Below are 19,127 nucleotides of genomic sequence, written 5' to 3'. Positions count from 1 at the left end.
CGTCCGCCGGAGGCTTCGGTAGCGTGCCGCCGGTGACCACCGCACTTGTCGAGCTCCGGGTGCTCGAAGGGCCCAACCTCTACTTCCCCCGGGCAGCGATCAAGCTGACCCTCGACCTCTCCGCGTTGATCGACGCGCCGGACGAGCGGGTCCGCCGGCTCGCCGCGCGGATCGGGCTCACCCGGGTCCGCCCCGGGGCCCCGGGCAGCGGTTTCCGGCAGCGGTTCGCGGCGCGGGCGGTGGCCCGGCTGGTGCGCCAGGTGGCGGTCGAGTCCGGGACCACCCGGCTCGCCGTCCGGGTGCGTCCCACCCATGACGTCCACCAGGTCGTGGTGGCCTACCCGTGGCGGCACCGCGGCCGCGGCCAGGCGCTCGGTCGCGCCGTCGCCGAGGTGCTCGACGGCCTGGCCGCCCCCGCCGCAGAGGACCGCGGCCCCGACCTGGACGCGCTGGTGGCCACCGCCGCGCGGTCCGTCGGTGCCGCGGACCCCGGTGGGGGCCGACCACGATCCGCCCGCGGATCCCGGTGGTCGCGGTCACCGGCACCAACGGCAAGACCACCACCTCGCGGATGATCGCCCACATCGCCCGCACCCAGGGGTTGCACGTCGGCTGGTCGAGCACCGACGGCATCTACGTCGACGGCGTGCTCGTGGAGGCCGGCGACTACTCCGGCCCCAGCGGCGCCGGCCGGGTGCTCGCCCAGCCGCAGGTGCAGCTCGCCGTCACCGAGACCGCGCGGGGCGGCATCCTGCTCAAGGGCATCGGCGTCGCCTGGAACGACGTCTCGGTCTTCACCAACGTCTCGGCCGACCACCTGGGGCTGCACGGCATCGACACGCTCGACCAGCTCGCCGAGGTCAAGGGCGTGGTCTCGCGGATCACCCGCCCCGGTGGCTGGGCGGTGCTCAACGGCGACGACCCGCGGGTGCTGGCCACCCGGGGCGCGATCAAGGCGAGCCCGTGGGTGTTCTCGCGCGACCCCGACTCCCCGGCGGTGCGCGAGGTCCTCAACGACGGCGGCCGGGCCACCACGATCATCGACGGCTGGTTGTGCGTGCTGCTGCCGGACCAGGACGCCGACCCGCTCGTCGAGGTCGTCGACATCCCGATGACGCTCGCCGGACTGTCCCGGTTCAACGTGGAGAACGCGCTCGCCGCGGCGTCGGCGGCGCTGGCCGTCGGGCTGCCCCGGGAAGCCGTGGTGGCCGGGCTGACGTCGTTCCGGCCCGACCCGGAGCACAACCCCGGCCGGATGAACTGCTTCGGCCGCGGCGACCTGACCGTTGTCGTGGACCTGGCCCACAACGAGGCCGGCCTGGAGGCGCTGCTGGAGATCATGAACGGCGTGCGCCGCCCGGAGGGCCGGCTGCTGCTCGGCCTGGGCGCCGTCGGCGACCGGCAGGACGACCTGGTCGAGGCGCTGGGGGAGATGGGGGCCCGCGACGCCGACGTCGTCGTGGTCGCGCACAAGGACGGCTACCTCCGCGGCCGCTCGACCGTCGAGCTCGACGAGCTTTTCCGCCGCGGCGCCTCCCGGGTCGGCGTCGCGGACGTGGCGTCGTACCCCACCGAGGTCGCCGGCCTCGACGCGCTGGTGGCCCAGGCGGGTCCGTGCGACGTGGTGGGCCTGATGTGCCACGAGGACCGGCAGGGCGTCTACGACTGGCTGGCCGGCGCCGGCTTCAGCGTCGACGGTCCGGAGGAGCTCCGCGCGAAGGTCCGCGCCGCGCACGCCTCCTGATCACCACGGGATGTCGGCGTTCTGACGCTTCCCATGGGCGGTGGCCCATGGGAAGCGTCAGACGTCCGGCATACCGTGGTAGTCGTGGGGCAGGTGGGACGCGCGGGTGGGACGCTCAGGCGGGAGCGGGGGCGGGGGAGAAGTCCGGGTCGCCGCCGGCGGCGGTCCCCGAGCCGGCCTGGGCCTGCTGGGACCAGGTCTCCAGCTCCTGCATGACCGCCGGGTGCTTGTCCACGCAGAGCACCACCAGGTCCCCGGCGTTGGCCCGGGACATGGCGTGCCGGACCGCGGCGATCTCCTCGGTGATCACCTCGAGCTGCTTGCAGCGGGCCCCGTCGGCCATGCTCTGCCGGACCCCCTCGGCGACCAACGCGGCGGTCTCGCCGCGCTGGCGGCCGCGCAGCGCCACGTCCTCGCGGACCACCACGACGTCGAAGTGCTGCGCCGCCACCGCGCCGAGCTCGCGCATGTCGGCGTCGCGGCGGTCTCCGGCGGTGGAGACCACGCCGATGCGGGACGGCTTGGTCAGGTCGCTGGTCGACTCGAGGCTCTCCCCGACCCGGTCGACGAAGTCGCCCAGCATCCGCATCCCCGGCGCGTTGTGGCAGTAGTCCACGATCACGTTGCGGCCGTTGACCTCGACCTCGTTGAGCCGGCCGGGGGAGAGGTAGTAGTTGGTCGAGAACGTCCGCAGCCCCTGCCGGATGTCGTGCAGGGGCGCACCGGCCGCGAACGCCGCCCCGGCGGCCGCGAGCGCGTTCTGCACGTTCATCCGTGCCCGGCCGCTGAACGTCGAGGGCAGCAGGTGCGTCCAGGCCAGCTGCATCTCGCGGCGCCCGTGCTTGACCACGATCATCTCGCCGCGCTCGCTCGGCTCGAGCACCAGCGCCTTGCCGCCGCGACGGCAGTGCTGGTCGATCATGTCGCGGACCTCCGAGCCGGGCTCGGCCATCGAGATCCAGACCACCTGCCCCGAGCAGCGACGGCGCATGTTGCGCACCAGCGGGTCGTCGGCGTTGAGCACCGCGTGGCCGTCGCGCGGCACCGCCTCGACGAGGACCGCCTTGACGTCGGCGAGCTGCTCGACGGTGTCGATGCCGCGCAGGCCGAGGTGGTCGGGCTGCACGTTGAGGACCACCGCGACGTCGTTGCGCTCGTAGCCGAGCCCCTCGCGCAGGATGCCGCCGCGGGCGACCTCGAAGACCGCGAAGTCCACCCGCGGGTTCTGCAGCACCATCCGCGCCGACTTCGGCCCGGACGCGTCGGAGCGGATCACCAGCCGCTCGTCGATCACCACGCCGTCGGTGGAGGTCATGCCGACCTTGCGGCCCATGCCCTTGAAGATGTGCGAGATCATCCGCGCGGTCGTGGTCTTGCCGTTGGTGCCGGTGACGGCCACGATCGGGATCCGGCTCGCCGCGCCCGGCGGGAACAGCATGTCCACCACCGGCTTGGAGATGAACTGCGGGTCGCCGATGGTCGGGTGCGTGTGCATCCGGAACCCCGGGGCGGCGTTCACCTCGCAGATAGCGCCCCCGGTCTCGCGGACCGGCTCGGTGATGTCGGGGCAGATGAAGTCGATGCCGGCGATGTCCAGCCCCACGATCCGGGCGGCCTCCTCGGCGATCTCGACGTTCTCCGGGTGCGCCTCGAAGGTGCGGTCGATCGAGATGCCGCCGGTGGACATGTTGCCGGTCAGGGTGAGCTTCACCATCTCCCCGGCCGGGGGTACGTCGTCGAGCCCGAAGCCCTGGTCGGCGAGCAGCGCGACCGCGGCGGCATCGACCTTGATCCGGGTCAGCACCTTCTCGTGGCCGACGCCGCGCCGCGGATCGGCGTTGGTCAGCTCGACCAGCTCCTCGATGCTGCTCCGGCCGTCGCCGACGACGTGCGCGGGCACCCGCTCGGCGACCGCGGCCAGCCGGCCGTCGATGATCAGGCACCGGTAGTCGCGCCCGGTGATGTAGGACTCGACGATCACCCGGCCGCCGCGGGACTCGCCCTCGGCGATCGGGAAGGCCGTCCGCACCTCGTCCTCGTCCTGCAGGTCCAGGCACACCCCGCGGCCGTGGTTGCCGTCCAGCGGCTTGATCACGACCGGGAAGCCGATCCGCTTGGCCACCGCGACCGCCTGCTCCACGGTGCGCACCGACTCCTGCTTGGGCACCGGCAGCCCGGCCGCCCCGAGCAGCCGGGTGGTGAGGTCCTTGTCGGAGGCGACGTCCACGGCGATCGCGCTGGTCGCGGAGGTCATGGTGGCGCGGATCCGCTTCTGGTGCACGCCCTGCCCGAGCTGGACCAGTGAGTGCTGGTTGAGCCGGATCCACGGGACGTCCCGGGAGACGGCCTCGTCGATGATCGCCTGGGTGGAGGGCCCGAAGGCGGTGCGCTCGGCGCGGAGGATGAACGCCTCCAGCTCGCTGTCCCAGTCCAGCTCCGGATCGGCCTCGACGAGGTGGTTGACCAGCCGGACCGCGAGCCGGGCCGCGGCCAGACCGACCTGCTCGTCGACGTACCCGTAGACGATGTTGTAGCGCCCGGGCACGCCCTTGACCTGGCGGGTCTTGCCGCGTCGTACGTCGTGGCCGACGACCTGCTGCAGCGCCAGCGCGACGTGCTCGGTGACGTGACCGAGCCAGGTGCCTTCGGTGAGCCGCTCCACGAAGCCGCCGCGGCGACCCCGCGAGCAGGAGTGCTCCCGCAGCCCGGGCAGCATCTGCAGCAGGTGCTCGGTGAAGCCGGGCAGCGCGCTGGTCGGGAAGTCCTCGAGCGAGCCGAGGTCCACCACGAGGTGGATCGCCTTGTCGTAGGACCAGACGTTGGCGCCGCGGTAGACCCGCGTCTCCAGGATCGACAGGTCCGGCCCGGGGCGGCTGGCGTTGCGGACCTGCTCGGTCATGCGGGAGTCCCTCCGCGCGTGCGGAGGGCGCGGCCGGCCTCGTGGGGTGCTCTCATGCCAGATCTCCTTGTCGGGACGGGTCCCCGCGCTGCCCGTCGTCGTGGTGCTGCTCGTCGTAGTGCAGGTCGTCCTGGTGCTGGTCGTCGTGCTGCTGGCGGGCCCGCCGGCGACGCAGCACGGTGGGCGAGATGTCGCCGGCGGCGATGTCGCGGGCCAACCGTCGCAGGTCGCGGCCCGCCAGCGCCAGTTCCTCGGCTGTCGCCGGGTCGACAGGCACGGGCTCCCGGACCAGCGCCTTGGTGGCGAGGTCGAACAGCGATCCGGCCGGCAGCACGTGCATCACCACTCCGGAGGCGAGCAGCGGTGCGGTACGGCGGGCCTCGTGGGCGTTGGAGACGATGGCGCGGCCGTCGAAGATCGTCACGACGCCCTTGCCGATCACCCGCAGCAGCTCGCGGCCGTCCTCCTCGGTGATGACCGCGGCGGTGTCCTCGTCGATCCCGATGCCGAGCAGCTGCGGGCTCTGCGCGACCAGCATCAGCAGCCGGCCGTAGCGGTTGCGCTGGCCGAAGTGCTGGTCGATCACGACGTCGCGGACGAGGCCGAGCCCGGCGGCGAGCTGGGTCATCCGCTGCTTGGGGGTCGAGCCGCCGGTGCCGAAGGCCACCATGTGCGAGGACTGGATGCTCGCTCCGGCGCTGGTGCCGGCGACCACCACCCCCCGGCGGTGAGCGGCCTTCAGCGCCTCGCCGAACGCGGTGCCGTTGACGATCGCCGACAGCTTCAGCTGGTTGCCGCCGGTCATGAAGACGCCGGTGGCGTTGTCGAGCCGCGCCACCAGCTCCGGGTCCTCGGCCTCCTCGCGCGACTCCGGGCGCGCCACCATGACCTCGCCGGCTCCGAGCCTGCGGAACAGCGCGTCGTACACCTCGACGATCTCCGGGCCCAGCGAGGACGCGGTGGGGACGACGACGATCCGGGCGTCGCTGCCCCCGGCCAGGGTGACGAAGTGGTTGAGGATGGTGCGGCGACCGAGCTTGTCCTCCGCGCCGCCGATGGCCATCAGCGGCCCGGCCGGCGGAACCGGGGGTGAAACCGTCAGGGTGGGTGAGGGGTCGAGGTCTTCTGGCCCGTTCGGCATGCACGAGAGCCTAAGGGGTGGCACAGTGCTGCCGTGACCGAGCGCCGGCTGATCGTCATGCGACATGCCAAGGCCGAGCCGTTCGCAGCCGACGACCAGGACCGCCGGCTCAGTGAGAGAGGCGTCCTGGACGCCGCCGCCGCGGGACGCCACCTCGCCGCGACGCAGCTGGTCCCCGACCACGCGGTGGTCTCACCGGCGGTCCGGACCCGGATGACCTGGGACGAGGTGTGTCGCGCGAGCGGCTCCTCGGCATCGGTCAGCTTCGACGACGCGATCTACCACGGCGACACGGAGGCGGCCCTGGAGACGCTGCAGTCGGTGCCCGGGCAGGCGCGCACGGTGATCCTGGTGGGCCACAACCCGACCGCCTCCTACCTCTGCCACCTGCTCGACGACGGGGCCGGCGACGTGGACGCGACCAGCGGGCTGATGGGCGGCTTCCCCACCTCGGCGCTCGCGGTGTTCGACGTCGAGGTGCCGTGGCTCGAGCTCGGCGCCGAGACCGGTCGGCTGGTGGGCTTCCACGTCGGCCACGGCTGAGCCCCCGCGCGGCCGGACTGACGGTGCGGTCGGCGCGGTCGGTCAGAGCGGCGGAGCGGGGGTGGTGACGCCGGCCTCGGCGTCCGCCGCCTCGATCTCCTCCCGGCTGATGCCGAGCAGGTAGACGATCGCGTCGAGGTAGGGCACGTTCACGGCCGTGTCGGCGGCACGCTGCACCACCGGCTTGGCGTTGAAGGCGATCCCGAGCCCGGCCGCGGCCAGCATGTCGAGGTCGTTCGCACCGTCGCCGATCGCGATGGTGGCGGCAGGGGTCACCCCGGCGGCCGCGGCGAAGCGGCGCAGCGCCTCCGCCTTGCCGGCCCGGTCCACCACGGGCCCGAGGATCCGGCCGGTCAGCCGGCCGGCGACGACCTCGAGCTCGTTGGCGGCGGTGAAGTCGATCCCGAGGTCCGCGGCGATCCGGTCCGTCACCTGGGTGAAGCCGCCGGAGACGATCGCGAACCGGTAGCCCAACCGCTTCAGGGTCCGGACCATCGTCCGGGCACCGGGCGCCAGCTGCAGCGCGTCGTACACCTCGTCGAGCGCCCCGGCGTCGAGCCCCTCGAGCAGCGCCACCCGCTCCCGGAGCGACTGCTCGAAGTCGAGCTCGCCGCGCATCGCCGCCTCGGTCACCTGCGCGACCCGGTCCAGGCAGCCGGCCCGCTCGGCCAGCATCTCGATCACCTCGCCCTGCACGAGCGTGGAGTCCACGTCCATCACGATCAGCCGCATCCCGTGCCGCAGCAGGGTGGCCGGCTGCACCGCGACGTCGACGCTCTGCCGGGCCGCCTCCTCGGCGAGCACGACCCGGAGCCGGTCGGGGTCGGCGCCGGAGACATGCAGCTCGATGGCGGTGACCGGGTAGCGCGCCATCCGCTCGATCCGGTCGATGTTCGCCCCGGTGTCGGCGATCCGGCCCGCGATCGCGGCGACCGGCCCGGGCCGCAGCGGCATGCCCAGCACGGTGACGTGCGTGCGGCCGCCACGCCGGGCACGGTTGTCGCCCTCGCCGCGCTCGACCGCGACCTGCATGTCGAGGTCCGCGGCGACCCGCTCGACCGCGGCACGCAGCGCCTTCGGGTCCCGCGACGCGCTCACCAGCACGCCCAGCACCAGCCGGCGACGCAGCACGATCTGCTCGATGTCGAGGACCTCGCCGCCGAACGCCGCCAGCGCCGTGAAGACGGTGGAGGTGACGCCGGGACGGTCCATGCCGGTGAACGTGATGAGCACGGTGTCAGGTGAGGGGGTCGTCATGGCTCGCCGAGGCTATCCCTGCCACGGGTAGGCGCAGGCCGCAACCAACCCACGTCTCGCAGCGTGGTCGAGGGGGAGCAGCGCGGCCCTGCGGGCGTCGGCCTCGAGCGCCGTGACGCTGCCGCCGTCGTCCTCCAGGGCCAGCTCGACGATGGTGCGGCACCGGGAGGACAGCGAGACCAGGCGTACGGCGCGCGGCGCCATCGCCCGGGGAAGGACCAGGTCGGCCTCGCGGCGCAGGTCGAGCAGCGCGTCGGCCACCTCCGGCCGCCAGCGGGCCACGTCGAGGTCGGCGAGCTGCTCGGTGGTGCCGAGCAGTGCCCGGCGCAGGCCGGAGTCGGCCTCGCCGGGGTCCGGGACGTGCGCCGCGACCCGGGCGTCGTGGCAGGTCCACTGCACCGCGGCCCCGACCCGGTGCGGGACCAGACCGAGCTCGGCGCCCTCGACCACCACCCCCTCGCCGGCGTCGACCACCTCGGCGTTGAACCCGGCGGGACCGGCCAGCCCGAGCGGGTCGCCGGGCGCCGGCAGCGCGAGCACGCCGCGTCGGCCGCCCTCGGCACGCAGCAGCCCGAGGGCGAGGATCAGCGGCACCGCGTCGTCGTGGTCCGGCAGCCCCACCACGTGGTGGGAGGCGTCGTCGCCGACCACGGCGTCCCGGGCCTCGTCGAGGCTGGCGCCGCCCTCGACCCACGCAGAGAACCACAACGCCAGACGGGCGGAGGGAGGCAGGGTGCTGGACACGGAACGAGGCTACGTGGACCGCACCGCAGTCGTGCGGCGAGCCCGGCCGGGTCGCGGCCGCGGCGCCGCCGGCTGCAGGTAGGTTGAGCACTCCAGCAGCCGTTGCCACGCGAGGAAGACCCACCACGACATGGATCCCGTTCTCGAGCTCGCCGACGTCTCGGTCCGTCGCGGGACCGCCACCCTGATCGAGGGCGTGGACTGGACCGTCGAGGAGGACGAGCGCTGGGTGATCCTCGGCCCCAACGGTGCCGGCAAGACCACGCTGCTGCAGGTGGCCTCGGCGCAGATCCACCCGACCGGCGGAGTGGCCGGCATCCTCGGCGAGGTGCTCGGCACCGTCGACGTCTTCGAGCTGCGGCCTCGGATCGGCCTGACCAGCGCGTCGCTGGCCGAGCGGATCCCCCGCGACGAGCGGGTGCACGACGTGGTGGTCTCCGCGTCGTACGCCGTTCTCGGCCGCTGGCGCGAGCGGTACGACGAGCTCGACCACCAGCGGGCCGACGAGCTGCTCGCGGAGCTCGGGGTCGCGCACCTGGTGGACCGCACCTTCGGCACCCTCAGCGAGGGCGAGCGCAAGCGGGTGCAGATCGCCCGTGCGCTGATGACCGACCCCGAGCTGCTGCTGCTCGACGAGCCGGCCGCCGGTCTCGACCTCGGCGGCCGCGAGGACCTGGTCTCCACCCTGTCGACGCTCGCGATGGACGAGGCCGCCCCGGCCACCGTGCTGGTCTCCCACCACGTCGAGGAGATCCCGCCCGGCTTCACGCACGCGCTGCTGATGCGCCGCGGACGGGTGGTCGCCGCCGGTCCGCTGGAGCACGTGATGACCGAGGAGATCCTCTCCGACACCTTCGGGATGCCGCTGGTGCTGCAGCACCAGGACGGTCGCTGGGCGGCGCGCCGCCGAGCGAAGCCGCGCGGCGCCTGAGCGCGACTAGGCTGCAGGCATGGAGTGGTTCGACGAGTACGGCTGGCAGATCTGGACCGGTCTCATGGTCCTGCTCGCCGCCGCCGAGCTGCTGAGCCTGGACCTGGTCCTGCTGATGCTCGCGGCGGGGGCCGGCGTCGGCATCCTCACCGCGCTGATCGGCCTGCCGGTGGCCGCGCAGATCATCGCCGCCCTCGCCACGTCGGTGGCGATGCTGGCGCTGGTCCGGCCTGGCATCGTCAAGCGGCTGCACTCCGGGCCCGAGCTGACCCTGGGCCACGACGCGCTCGTGGGCAAGCAGGGCGTCGTCGTCGCCGAGGTCAGCGCCGACTCCGGCCAGGTGCGGATCAACGGTGAGCTGTGGACCGCCCGTGCCTACGACGAGACCCGGGTGATCCCCGAGGGGGCCCGCGTCGACGTGTTCCAGATCAAGGGGGCGACCGCGCTGGTGCACGAGATCCCGCGGCTCGACCCGCCTCCGAACCACTCCGAGAACTGACACAACAGAAGGGGACACCATGCCGGTTGCACTGGTGCTGTTCGCCCTGCTCGCGATCCTCGCGGTCCTGGTGCTCGCCAAGACCGTGCGGATCGTGCCGCAGGCACGCGCAGGGATCGTCGAGCGCTTCGGGAAGTACAAGGCGACGCTGCCCGCCGGTCTCAACATCGTCGTGCCGTTCATCGACAAGCTGCACTACATGATCGACCTGCGCGAGCAGGTGGTCTCCTTCCCGCCGCAGCCGGTGATCACCGAGGACAACCTCGTGGTCTCCATCGACACGGTCATCTACTTCCAGGTCACCGACCCGGTCGCGGCGACCTACGAGATCGCCAACTACATCCAGGCCATCGAGCAGCTGACGATGACGACGCTGCGCAACATCGTCGGCGGCATGGACCTCGAGGAGACGCTGACCAGCCGTGACCAGATCAACTCCGGCCTGCGCGGCGTCCTCGACGAGGCCACCGGCAAGTGGGGCATCCGCGTGAACCGCGTGGAGCTCAAGGGGATCGACCCGCCGCCGTCGATCAAGGACTCGATGGAGAAGCAGATGCGGGCCGACCGCGAGAAGCGCGCGGTGATCCTGACCGCGGAGGGACAGCGGCAGGCCGCCATCCTCACCGCCGAGGGCTCGAAGCAGTCCGCGATCCTCAACGCCGAGGGTGACCGGGAGTCGCTGATCCTGCGGGCCCAGGCCGACCGGGAGTCCAAGATCCTGATGGCCCAGGGCGAGGGGCAGGCGATCCAGACGGTCTTCCAGGCCATCCACGACGGCCGCCCCGACCAGTCGCTGCTGGCCTACCAGTACCTCCAGATGATGCCGAAGATCGCCGAGGGCGACGCGAACAAGCTGTGGATCGTGCCGAGCGAGATCGGCAAGGCCCTCGAGGGGCTCGGCTCCACGATGAACAGCCTGCGCGGCATCCCCGACGAGGTCGAGGGGCCGCGGACGCGGGTCGACATGGGAGCCACCGCCGTCGACGCCACCACTGCGGAGACAGACCGCTCGCTGCAGAGCGCCCACGAGGAGGTGGCCGCTGCCATCGCCGCGGCCCAGGAGTCGGCGGCGCCGACGCACGCGGCGCGTCCGGCAGCCGAGCCGGACCTCCCCTCCCCGGCGGACCCGGCTCTGGGTGGAGACCCGGGGGAGGCGCCGGCCCAGTGAGCTGCGCGACGGTCTCGGCGTCGCACGGTGCTCGTCCCACCCGCACAGCCGCCCCAGCTCGATCTGCCCGCACCGACCGCACGTCCCGCACGGCGCCGACGGTGACCCGCCGGTGACCGGCTGGGAGATGGCTGCGGTGCTGTTCGCCGGGATCGCGGCCGGGACGATCAACACGGTGGTCGGCTCGGGCACGCTGATCACGTTCCCGACGCTGCTGGCGCTGGGCATCCCGCCGGTGACCGCCAACGTGTCCAACACCGTCGGGCTGGTGCCCGGCTCGCTGTCGGGGGCGGTGGGCTACCGCCGCGAGCTCGCCGGCCAGTGGCCGCGGCTGGTCCGGCTCGGCTCCGCGTCGCTGATCGGCGGCGTCGCCGGCGCGGTGCTGCTGCTGGTGCTGCCGGCCGCCGCCTTCGACGCCGTGGTGCCGGTGCTGATCCTGCTCGGCTGCGTGCTGGTGGTGCTGCAGCCACGGCTCAGCCGCCGGGTCGCGGCCCGCGCGGAGCGTCGCGGCCAGACCCCGCCCGAGCACGGGGCCGCCTGGGTGTGGGGACTGGTGGCGCTGACCGGCGTGTACGGCGGCTACTTCGGTGCCGCGCAGGGGGTGCTGCTGATGGCCGTCCTCGGGGTCGGCCTGCAGGAGACCATGCAGCGCAACAACGCCACCAAGAACGTCCTGGCGCTTCTGGTCAACGGCGTGGCCGCGGTGGTCTTCATCCTGGTCGCCGACGTGGACTGGCGGGTGGCCGGCCTCATCGCGGTCGGATCGGCGATCGGCGGCCAGATCGGGGCCACCGTCGGGCGGCGCTTGCCGCCGATGGCGCTGCGGGCGTTCATCGTGCTGGTCGGGCTCGCCGCGGTCACGCACTTCCTGCTGGAGTCGTGACCTCCGCCACCGCGGCGACGGACCCATCGTGGCGACGACGGCAGCCGCCACTAGCCTGGGTCCATGTCCTCTGACGTCGAGTCCGACCCGCGCCCCAGCTTCGCCGATCTCGGCATCGACGAGCGCATCCTGCGGGCGCTCGCCGACGTCGGCTACGAGACGCCCTCGCCGATCCAGGCGGCGACGATCCCTGCTCTGCTGGCCGGGCGCCACGTCGTCGGGCTGGCCCAGACCGGCACCGGCAAGACCGCGGCGTTCGCGGTGCCGATCCTCAGCCAGATCGACCTCAAGCAGAAGGCGCCGCAGGCGCTGGTGCTCGCGCCGACGCGCGAGCTGGCGCTGCAGGTCTCGGAGGCCTTCGAGCGCTACGCCTCGCACCTGCCCGGGCTGCACGTGCTGCCGGTCTACGGCGGCCAGGCGTACGGCGTCCAGCTCTCCGCGCTGCGTCGCGGGGTGCACGTCGTGGTGGGCACGCCGGGCCGGATCATGGACCACCTCGAGAAGGGCACCCTCGACCTCACGCAGCTGCGATTCCTGGTCCTCGACGAGGCCGACGAGATGCTCAAGATGGGGTTCCAGGAGGACGTCGAGACGATCCTGGCCGACACCCCGGCGGACAAGCACGTCGCGCTCTTCTCGGCCACGATGCCGGCGCAGATCCGCCGGATCTCGAAGAAGTACCTCACCGACGCCGCCGAGATCACCGTCAAGAACAAGACCGTGACCGCGGCCAACACCACGCAGCGCTACCTGATGGTCACCCACCAGCAGAAGCTCGACGCCCTCACGCGGGTGCTGGAGATCGAGAACTTCGAGGGCATGATCATCTTCGTCCGCACCAAGCAGGCGACCGAGGTGCTCGCGGAGCGGCTCCGGGCCCGCGGCTTCTCGGCGGCGGCGATCAACGGCGACGTCGCGCAGGTGCAGCGGGAGCGGACCATCGACCAGCTGCGCGACGGTCGGCTGGACATCCTGGTGGCCACCGACGTGGCGGCCCGCGGCCTCGACGTGGAGCGGATCAGCCACGTCGTGAACTACGACATCCCCACCGACACCGAGTCCTACGTGCACCGGATCGGTCGCACCGGACGGGCCGGCCGCACCGGTGACGCGCTGTCGTTCGTGACGCCGCGCGAGCGGCACCTGCTCAAGGCGATCGAGCGGGCCACCCGGCAGCCGCTCACCCTGATGCCGCTGCCGAGCGTCGAGGACGTCAACACCAACCGGGTCGCCAAGTTCACCGAGTCGATCACCACCGCACTGGGGTCGGACAAGCTCGGTTTCTTCCGCGAGCTGATCTCCGACTACGAGCAGCAGCACGACGTGCCGGCCACCGACATCGCGGCGGCGCTGGCGGTGCTGGTCCAGGACGACGAGCCGCTGCTGCTGGCTCCGGAGGCCGAGACCCCGCAGCGGGCGTTCGAGGGCAAGCGCGAGTCAGGCGGCGTCTGGGACCACGAGAAGGGCCGCCGCCGCGACCGGGACGAGCGGCCCAAGCGCCGCGAGAGCGGCCCCCGCAAGGGCCGCTCGTCGGTGCCGCTGGCGCCCTACACGATCGCCGTCGGCAAGAGGCATCGTGTCGAGCCGCGCCAGATCGTGGGCGCGCTGGCCAACGAGGGCGGCCTGAACCGCGGCGACTTCGGCCACATCGACATCCGGGGGGACCACTCCGTCGTCGAGCTTCCCGCCGACCTGCCGCCGGAGACGTGGCGGGCGCTGGAGAACACCCGGATCTCCGGTCGCCTGATCGCGTTGAGGGAAGGCGGCGGCCAGGACAGCGGTGCGGAACGCTCCCCGGGTGCCGAGCGCCCGGACGGGCCGCGCAAGAAGCCCCGCACCAAGAAGGCCGACCGGCCTTCCTGAGGCTCCGGCACGACCCCGCCGGCGGCGTCCGGCTCAGCCGGTGAACGAGCCGTTGCGGAACCGGCTCGCGAGGTCGGCGGGCACGTCGCCCAACGGCACCTCGCGGCGACCGTAGAGCCACAGCAGCAGGTCGGCCGCAGAGGCGGTGGTCGTGGGCGTGCCGTCGGGGACGCCGTACGACGCCGCGACCGAGCCCGGCACCGCGCCGTCCTGGACCAGCCACGAGTCGCCGGTGTCGACGCTGCGCAGCCCGAACCGGCCGTCGAGGGCGGGCAGCTCCTCCTCCTGCGCGTCGGCCTCGGTGGGCAGCGAGACGGCCAGGAACTCGTCGACGGCGTCCGCCGCCGCAGCGCCGTCGATCTCGAGGTCGCGCCCGGCTGCGTGGGCGGCGTCCCAGGCGTGCACGGCCGCCTCCTGCACCTGGTGGCGGGTGATGAAGGCGACGTCCTTCTGCTCCGCCCACGTCCAGCAGGCTGCGGTCTGGTCGGCGGCCTCGAGGACCTCGACGAGCCGGCGGGCCCCGGCCGCGAACGTCTCGATCAGCGCGTCGTCGTCGGGCCGCGCCGGGCGCAACGCCTCGTCCGGGGGCTCGGCCAGCGTGCCCTCGGCGATGGTCGCCCAGAACCAGTGCACCGAGGTCAGGTGCCAGACCAGGTCGGCCACCGACCAGTCCGGGCAGTGCTCCACCCGGGCGTCGAGGTTGCCCTGGGCGGCCTCGGCGAAGACGGTGGAGTAGCGGGTGATCGCGTCGAGGCAGTCCTCCGTGGTCAGCGTCATGGCGACAACCTAGTGCGCACCGGGGACAGCGGGCAGTAGCCCGATCAGGGCAGGAAGGCGTCGTGCCAGCGGCTGATCTCGTCGAACGCCCGGGCGCGGACCTCGGGGCGGGAGAGCGTCACGTCGTGCAGCGCCCCCTCGACCTTGACCAGCGTCACGTGCGTGGCCAGCTTGTGGGCCCACTTGCGGATCTGCAGCACGTCGAGCACCAGGTCGGTGCCCGTGCAGGTCTCGTCCCACTCCTTGGGGTGGCCGGACGCGCCGGAGGTCAGCACCAGCACCGGCACCTCCAGCTCGAGGCCGCGGTGGACCCGGGCGTGGCCGCGTCGGATCGCGCGCAGCCACCCCGCGTAGACCGGCCAGCTCTCGATGGGCTTCCAGGCCACGTCGAAGCTCCACTCGCCGCGGTGGTCCACGTGCAGGCTCTGGGCGTAGAGCCCGGACACCTCGCGGGGGATCGCCAGGTAGGGCCGCCGGGCGCCGATCTGCTCGATCGCCTTGGTGCCGGCGGTGCGCAGCAGCAGGCTGCCGTGCAGGTCCAGCCAGGGGGAGTTGAGCACCAGCCCGGCGACCGGCACCTCGTGGTCGTGCACCCACAGCGGCGTCACCAGCCCCCCGGTCGAGTGCGCGGAGACCAGCACGTGGTCGTGGCCGTCGTCCTCGGTGACCCGCCGGAACGCCTCGTCGAGCTCGGGGTAGTAGGCGGCGAGGTCGGTGGTGAAGTTGGGGGTCTGGTGCGGCAGCAGCGAGCGGCCGTACTTGCGCAGGTCCAGGGCGTAGAAGTCGTAGCCGCGGCCGGTCCAGTAGTCGGCGGCCGGTGTCTGGAAGAAGTAGTCCGCGAACCCGTGCACGTGCAGCACCGCACGGCCGGTGGGGGCGTCGGCCCGACGACGTACCAGGGTGGCGACCACCTCTCCCTCGTCGTCGGGAGGGAGGTCGATCGCCTGCGACTCGTAGGGCGCGCCGAGGACGTCGATCATCCAGGTCGTCGTCATGGCCCCATCCTGCCGCACGTGGACGAAGGGTCCGTGCCGACCTACGATCGGCAGATGGCCGGCCGTGCGAGAAGGGCCAGGGTCTCCGACGTCCACGAGGTCGCCCTGGCGATGCCGCACGTGAGCGTCTACTCGGAGCGGGAGCGGCCCGTCTACCAGGTCGGCGGCAAGTCGTTCGTCTTCTTCCGGAGCCGGCGCCCGGACGCGTTCGACCCCGAGACCGGGGAGAGGTACGACGACGTCATCGTCTTCTGGGTGGCCGACGAGGGCGACAAGAGCGCTCTGGTGGAGGACCCCGCGTCGCCGTTCTTCACCACCCCGCACTTCGACGGGCACCCCTCGGTGCTGCTGCGTGCCTCCCGCATCGGGGAGCTGAGCCGCGACGAGGTCGCCGAGCTGGTCCAGGACGCCTGGCTGTCCCGGGCCTCGGCGAAGCGCGCCCGGGACTGGCTCGCCTCGCTCGAGGCCGGCGACCGCCGCTTCGTGAGTCCCGCCGACCGGACGCCGCCGGGACCGGGCGCCGGACCGGTGCCGGGACGCCGGTGACGCGTCGAGCCCGCCCGGCCGAGGTGGCCGGACGGGCTCGAGCAGGAGGGAGCGGGACTCAGCCCTGGTCGACGCCGGGGCTCGCGACGACCTCGGCGGGGTCCGCCGCGGTGCTGTGCGGGGCGACGGCGTTGGCACGTCCGGCGTGGACGGCCTCCTCGATCCGCTTGCCGATCTCGGCATCGACGCTCTTCCAGTAGTCGAAGACCCGGGGGAGCGTGTGGTCCTTCACGCCGCCGAGGATGTGCCCGGCCACGTTGTGCACCAGCCGCTCCCGGCCCGCGTCGTCGAAGACGTCGTTGACCAGGGTGCGGGCCTGGCCGAAGTCGTCGTCCTCGGCGTGCAGGGTGTAGGCGGAGCGGACCATCTCGCCGTCCATCTCCCAGCTGTCCTCCATCGGCCCGGTGAGGTCGCTGTACCCGCGCCCGTAGGAGTTCGGGGCGTAGACCGGGGCGTCACCGGTGTGCTCGAAGGCCATCGGGCCGTCGAACTGGTAGGTGTTCGCGTCCGCGACGCGGTGCTTGTTCACCGGCAGCTGCTGGTAGTTGGGCCCGATCCGGTAGCGGTGCGTGTCGGAGTAGGCGAACACCCGGCCGAGCAGCATCTTGTCGGGGGAGAAGCTGATCCCGGGGACGATCGCGCTGGGCTCGAACGCGGCCTGCTCGATCTGCGCGAAGAAGTTCTCCGGGTTCCTGTTCAGCGTCATCGTGCCGACCTTGATCAGCGGGTAGTCGCTGTGCGGCCAGACCTTGGTGAGGTCGAACGGGTTGAACCGGTAGTCGCGGGCGTCCTCGTACGGCATCACCTGCACGTGCAGGGTCCACGACGGGTGGTCGCCCCGCTCGATGGCCTCGTTGAGGTCGCGACGGTGGAAGTCGGAATCCTCGCCGGCGATCCGGTTGGCCTCCTCCTGGGTCAGCGTCTCCACGCCCTGGTCGGTCTTGAAGTGGTACTTGATCCAGAACTTCTCGCCCGCGGCGTTGATCCACATGTAGGTGTGCGATCCGTAGCCGTTCATGTGCCGCCAGGAGCGGGGGATGCCGCGGTCGCCCATCAGCCAGGTCACCTGGTGCGCGGACTCGGGGTTCATCGTCCAGAAGTCCCACTGCATGTCGTTGTCGCGCAGGCCGGTGCCGCCGCGGCGCTTCTGCGAGCGGATGAAGTGCGGGAACTTCATGGTGTCACGGATGAAGAACACCGGGGTGTTGTTGCCGACGAGGTCGTAGTTGCCCTCGGAGGTGTAGAACTTCAGCGCGAAGCCGCGGGGGTCGCGCCAGGTGTCCGGGCTGCCCTGCTCGCCGGCCACGGTGGAGAACCGGGCCAGCATGTCGGTGCGGGCGCCCTTCTGGAACAGCGCCGCCTTCGTATAGCGCGAGACGTCCTCGGTGGTCTCGAAGACACCGAACGCGCCGGAGCCCTTGGCGTGCACGTTGCGCTCGGGGACCCGCTCGCGGTTGAAGTGCGCCATCTGCTCGATGAAGTGGTGGTCGTGCAGCAGGATCGGGCCGTTCGGGCCGATCGTGAGGCTGTTGCGGTCACTGGCCGCGGGCGCGCCGGTGCCGGTCGTGGAGCCACCGTTCGGTCGGGCTTCGATGCTCATGCGTCCTCCTGAGGGTCGGGTCGGTCGGGTCGTCGTCGGGTCGTCGTCGGAGGTCAGCCGGCTTCGGCGGCGAGGCAGGTCGCGCACCGGCCCCAGAACGTCACCTCGGCCTCGTCGACGACGAAGCCGGGGGCGTGCAGGGGCAGCTCGCTGGTCTCCAGGCACGGGGCCACGCCGGTGGCGCACCCGACGTCGGCGACCGCGCCGCAGCCGCGGCACACCACGTGGTGGTGGTTGTCGCCGACGCGCAGCTCGTAGCGGGCCGTGGAGCCGGCCGGCTGGATCCGCCGCAGCAGGCGCTTGTCGGTGAGCGTGTTCAGCACGTCGTAGACGGCCTGGGTGGAGACCGGGCCGATCTCGCCGCGCACCCGGCCGATCACCGCGTCGGCGTCGGAGTGCGGGGCCGCCTCCAGCGCGGCGAGCACCGCGAGCCGCTGGCGGGTGACGCGCAGGCCCTGCTCGCGGAGCAGGTCGGCGGTCCCGGGGTCGGCTGGCGGCATGCGGCGAGCCAACCATTGTTTCTGGAATGAGTCAAGATAACGTCCGACCCGCCCTGATCCGTCCCACTCGTGGAGGGCCGGGCGGTCAGCCGGTGTAGAGCGTGCGGATGACGTCCTCGATGTCGGGCTCCTGCAGCGAGAGGTCGGCGACGTCGTACGCCGCCGCCACGGCCGCGACGACCGGGGCGGCCGAGGCCTCGACCGGGAAACTCAGCCACTGCCGGGGGCCCTCGACGCGGCGGACCACCGCGCCGGGGACGTCGATCGGCGGTGCCTCGTCCACGAGGTCCACGACCAGGGTCCGTTGGGAGGAGCCCTGGGCGTGCAACCCCGCCAGGGAGCCGTCGTAGACCAGCGAGCCGTGGTCGATCACCATCACCCGCGAGCACAGCTGCTCGATGTCCTGCAGGTCGTGGGTGGTCAGCAGCAGCGTGACCGACCGCTCCTCGTTGACCCGGCGCAGGAACGATCGCAGCCGGCCCTTGCTGACCACGTCGAGGCCGATGGTCGGCTCGTCGAGGTAGAGGATCTCGGGGTCGTGCAGCAGCGCGGCGGCGATGTCGCCGCGCATCCGCTGCCCCAGCGAGAGCTGCCGCACCGGGGTGTCGAGCAGGTCGCCGAGCTCGAGCAGCTCGGTGAACTCGGCGAGGTTGGCCCGGTGCCGGGCCGGGTCGGTGCGGTAGATCCGCTGCAGCAGGTCGAAGGAGTCGCGCAGCGGCAGGTCCCACCACAGCGTGGTGCGCTGGCCGAAGACCACCCCGATCCGCCGGGTCAGCTCGGTGCGCGAGCGGGCCGGGTCGACGCCGGCGACCGAGAGCCGCCCCGAGGTCGGCACCAGGATCCCGGTCAGCATCTTCACCGTCGTGGACTTGCCGGCCCCGTTGGGTCCGATGTAGCCGACCATCTCGCCGCGGTCGACGGCGAAGGAGATCCCGTCGACGGCGCGCACCGTCGAGGTGGTGCGCCGGAACCGTCCGGCCCGGCGACGCACGGTGAAGGACCGGGTCAGGTCCTCGACCTCGATGAGCGCACTCATG

At 72.5% G+C, this 19,127-nt stretch carries 17 protein-coding genes and 1 pseudogene; 9 read left to right on the top strand and 9 right to left on the bottom strand.

What is annotated here, in order from left to right:
* Positions 1–32: 32 nt before the first annotated feature.
* Together H9L09_RS22345 and H9L09_RS20995 are read left to right on the top strand one after the other, a co-directional pair.
* Positions 33–575 carry a hypothetical protein gene (locus H9L09_RS22345; RefSeq protein ID WP_246456151.1) on the top strand — a complete coding sequence of 181 codons (543 nt, stop codon included), beginning with the start codon at positions 33–35 and terminating at the stop codon, positions 573–575.
* Positions 527–1,744 carry a Mur ligase family protein gene (locus tag H9L09_RS20995; RefSeq protein ID WP_246456149.1) on the top strand — a complete coding sequence of 406 codons (1,218 nt, stop codon included), beginning with the start codon at positions 527–529 and terminating at the stop codon, positions 1,742–1,744. Before H9L09_RS22345 ends, H9L09_RS20995 begins: the two co-directional genes overlap by 49 nt.
* Before the next feature lie 115 nt (positions 1,745–1,859).
* Here H9L09_RS20995 and cphA read toward each other — a convergent pair whose 3' ends face one another.
* Together cphA and H9L09_RS20985 are read right to left on the bottom strand one after the other, a co-directional pair.
* The gene (cphA, locus tag H9L09_RS20990; protein WP_187578710.1) at positions 1,860–4,643 is read right to left on the bottom strand and encodes a cyanophycin synthetase; all 2,784 of its coding nucleotides are present in this window, start codon (positions 4,641–4,643) and stop codon (positions 1,860–1,862) included.
* A 52-nt stretch (positions 4,644–4,695) separates the two neighbouring features.
* Positions 4,696–5,784, bottom strand: a complete 1,089-nt coding sequence (locus tag H9L09_RS20985) for a cyanophycinase (protein ID WP_187578709.1) — start codon at positions 5,782–5,784, stop codon at positions 4,696–4,698.
* A gap of 33 nt (positions 5,785–5,817) precedes the next feature.
* Here H9L09_RS20985 and H9L09_RS20980 point away from each other — a divergent pair, with 33 nt between their 5' ends.
* Positions 5,818–6,327, top strand: a complete 510-nt coding sequence (locus H9L09_RS20980; RefSeq protein WP_187578708.1) for a SixA phosphatase family protein — start codon at positions 5,818–5,820, stop codon at positions 6,325–6,327.
* Between the two features lie 42 nt (positions 6,328–6,369).
* Here H9L09_RS20980 and serB read toward each other — a convergent pair whose 3' ends face one another.
* Positions 6,370–7,584: a phosphoserine phosphatase SerB gene (gene serB, locus H9L09_RS20975; protein WP_187578707.1), complete on the bottom strand. Its 1,215-nt coding sequence runs from the start codon at positions 7,582–7,584 to the stop codon at positions 6,370–6,372.
* A gap of 12 nt (positions 7,585–7,596) precedes the next feature.
* A complete protein-coding gene (locus H9L09_RS20970) occupies positions 7,597–8,328 on the bottom strand; it encodes a hypothetical protein (RefSeq protein ID WP_187578706.1) in 732 nt (243 codons plus the stop codon).
* A 130-nt stretch (positions 8,329–8,458) separates the two neighbouring features.
* Between H9L09_RS20970 and H9L09_RS20965 the strand changes: the two genes are divergently transcribed.
* The 5 genes from H9L09_RS20965 (at position 8,459) to H9L09_RS20945 (ending at position 13,672) form a co-directional block, all read left to right on the top strand.
* A complete protein-coding gene (locus H9L09_RS20965; protein ID WP_187578705.1) occupies positions 8,459–9,259 on the top strand; it encodes an ABC transporter ATP-binding protein in 801 nt (266 codons plus the stop codon).
* Between the two features lie 19 nt (positions 9,260–9,278).
* On the top strand, positions 9,279–9,758 hold the full coding sequence (locus H9L09_RS20960; protein WP_187578704.1) for an NfeD family protein: 480 nt from the start codon (positions 9,279–9,281) through the stop codon (positions 9,756–9,758).
* A gap of 19 nt (positions 9,759–9,777) precedes the next feature.
* Positions 9,778–10,926, top strand: coding sequence for an SPFH domain-containing protein (locus tag H9L09_RS20955; protein WP_187578703.1), 1,149 nt, complete (start codon positions 9,778–9,780; stop codon positions 10,924–10,926).
* A gap of 112 nt (positions 10,927–11,038) precedes the next feature.
* Positions 11,039–11,809: a sulfite exporter TauE/SafE family protein gene (locus tag H9L09_RS20950; RefSeq protein WP_223164149.1), complete on the top strand. Its 771-nt coding sequence runs from the start codon at positions 11,039–11,041 to the stop codon at positions 11,807–11,809.
* A 63-nt stretch (positions 11,810–11,872) separates the two neighbouring features.
* Positions 11,873–13,672 (top strand): DEAD/DEAH box helicase, encoded by a 1,800-nt coding sequence (locus H9L09_RS20945; RefSeq protein WP_187578702.1) that lies wholly within the window; start codon positions 11,873–11,875, stop codon positions 13,670–13,672.
* 33 nt (positions 13,673–13,705) lie between these two features.
* Here the strand turns inward: H9L09_RS20945 and H9L09_RS20940 are convergent, their stop codons facing one another.
* A complete protein-coding gene (locus tag H9L09_RS20940) occupies positions 13,706–14,449 on the bottom strand; it encodes a maleylpyruvate isomerase family mycothiol-dependent enzyme (RefSeq protein ID WP_187578701.1) in 744 nt (247 codons plus the stop codon).
* A 44-nt stretch (positions 14,450–14,493) separates the two neighbouring features.
* A complete protein-coding gene (locus H9L09_RS20935; protein WP_187578700.1) occupies positions 14,494–15,444 on the bottom strand; it encodes an alpha/beta hydrolase in 951 nt (316 codons plus the stop codon).
* Positions 15,445–15,498: 54 nt separating this feature from the next.
* On the opposite strand from H9L09_RS20935, the gene H9L09_RS20930 reads away from it, so the two are divergent.
* Positions 15,499–15,990 carry an MmcQ/YjbR family DNA-binding protein gene (locus H9L09_RS20930; protein ID WP_187578699.1) on the top strand — a complete coding sequence of 164 codons (492 nt, stop codon included), beginning with the start codon at positions 15,499–15,501 and terminating at the stop codon, positions 15,988–15,990.
* 148 nt (positions 15,991–16,138) lie between these two features.
* On the opposite strand, the pseudogene H9L09_RS20925 reads toward H9L09_RS20930, so the two are convergent.
* The 3 genes and pseudogenes from H9L09_RS20925 to H9L09_RS20915 form a co-directional block, all read right to left on the bottom strand.
* Positions 16,139–17,584: pseudogene (locus tag H9L09_RS20925) on the bottom strand (catalase); the annotation flags it as partial.
* Between the two features lie 59 nt (positions 17,585–17,643).
* Entirely contained in the window at positions 17,644–18,090 is a 447-nt protein-coding gene (locus tag H9L09_RS20920) for a Fur family transcriptional regulator (protein WP_187578697.1), read from the bottom strand.
* Positions 18,091–18,175: 85 nt separating this feature from the next.
* Positions 18,176–19,126 (bottom strand): ABC transporter ATP-binding protein, encoded by a 951-nt coding sequence (locus H9L09_RS20915; RefSeq protein ID WP_187578696.1) that lies wholly within the window; start codon positions 19,124–19,126, stop codon positions 18,176–18,178.
* Position 19,127 lies beyond the last annotated feature (1 nt).

The sequence above is a fragment of the Nocardioides mesophilus genome, assembly GCF_014395785.1.
In the GTDB taxonomy this organism is placed as follows: Bacteria; Actinomycetota; Actinomycetes; order Propionibacteriales; family Nocardioidaceae; genus Nocardioides_B; species Nocardioides_B mesophilus.
Note: the sequence above shows the minus strand (reverse complement) of the source record. Positions and strands in the feature narration are given on the sequence as shown.

Bases quoted from the DNA above. Each gene is read 5' to 3' on its own strand.
- cphA (WP_187578710.1), bottom strand. From the start codon at position 4,643: ATGACCGAGCAGGTCCGCAACGCCAGCCGCCCCGGGCCGGACCTGTCG.
- H9L09_RS20985 (WP_187578709.1), bottom strand. From the start codon at position 5,784: ATGCCGAACGGGCCAGAAGACCTCGACCCCTCACCCACCCTGACGGTT.
- serB (WP_187578707.1), bottom strand. From the start codon at position 7,584: ATGACGACCCCCTCACCTGACACCGTGCTCATCACGTTCACCGGCATG.
- H9L09_RS20965 (WP_187578705.1), top strand. From the start codon at position 8,459: ATGGATCCCGTTCTCGAGCTCGCCGACGTCTCGGTCCGTCGCGGGACC.
- H9L09_RS20960 (WP_187578704.1), top strand. From the start codon at position 9,279: ATGGAGTGGTTCGACGAGTACGGCTGGCAGATCTGGACCGGTCTCATG.
- H9L09_RS20955 (WP_187578703.1), top strand. From the start codon at position 9,778: ATGCCGGTTGCACTGGTGCTGTTCGCCCTGCTCGCGATCCTCGCGGTC.
- H9L09_RS20945 (WP_187578702.1), top strand. From the start codon at position 11,873: ATGTCCTCTGACGTCGAGTCCGACCCGCGCCCCAGCTTCGCCGATCTC.
- H9L09_RS20940 (WP_187578701.1), bottom strand. From the start codon at position 14,449: ATGACGCTGACCACGGAGGACTGCCTCGACGCGATCACCCGCTACTCC.
- H9L09_RS20935 (WP_187578700.1), bottom strand. From the start codon at position 15,444: ATGACGACGACCTGGATGATCGACGTCCTCGGCGCGCCCTACGAGTCG.
- H9L09_RS20930 (WP_187578699.1), top strand. From the start codon at position 15,499: ATGGCCGGCCGTGCGAGAAGGGCCAGGGTCTCCGACGTCCACGAGGTC.
- H9L09_RS20920 (WP_187578697.1), bottom strand. From the start codon at position 18,090: ATGCCGCCAGCCGACCCCGGGACCGCCGACCTGCTCCGCGAGCAGGGC.
- H9L09_RS20915 (WP_187578696.1), bottom strand. From the start codon at position 19,126: ATGAGTGCGCTCATCGAGGTCGAGGACCTGACCCGGTCCTTCACCGTG.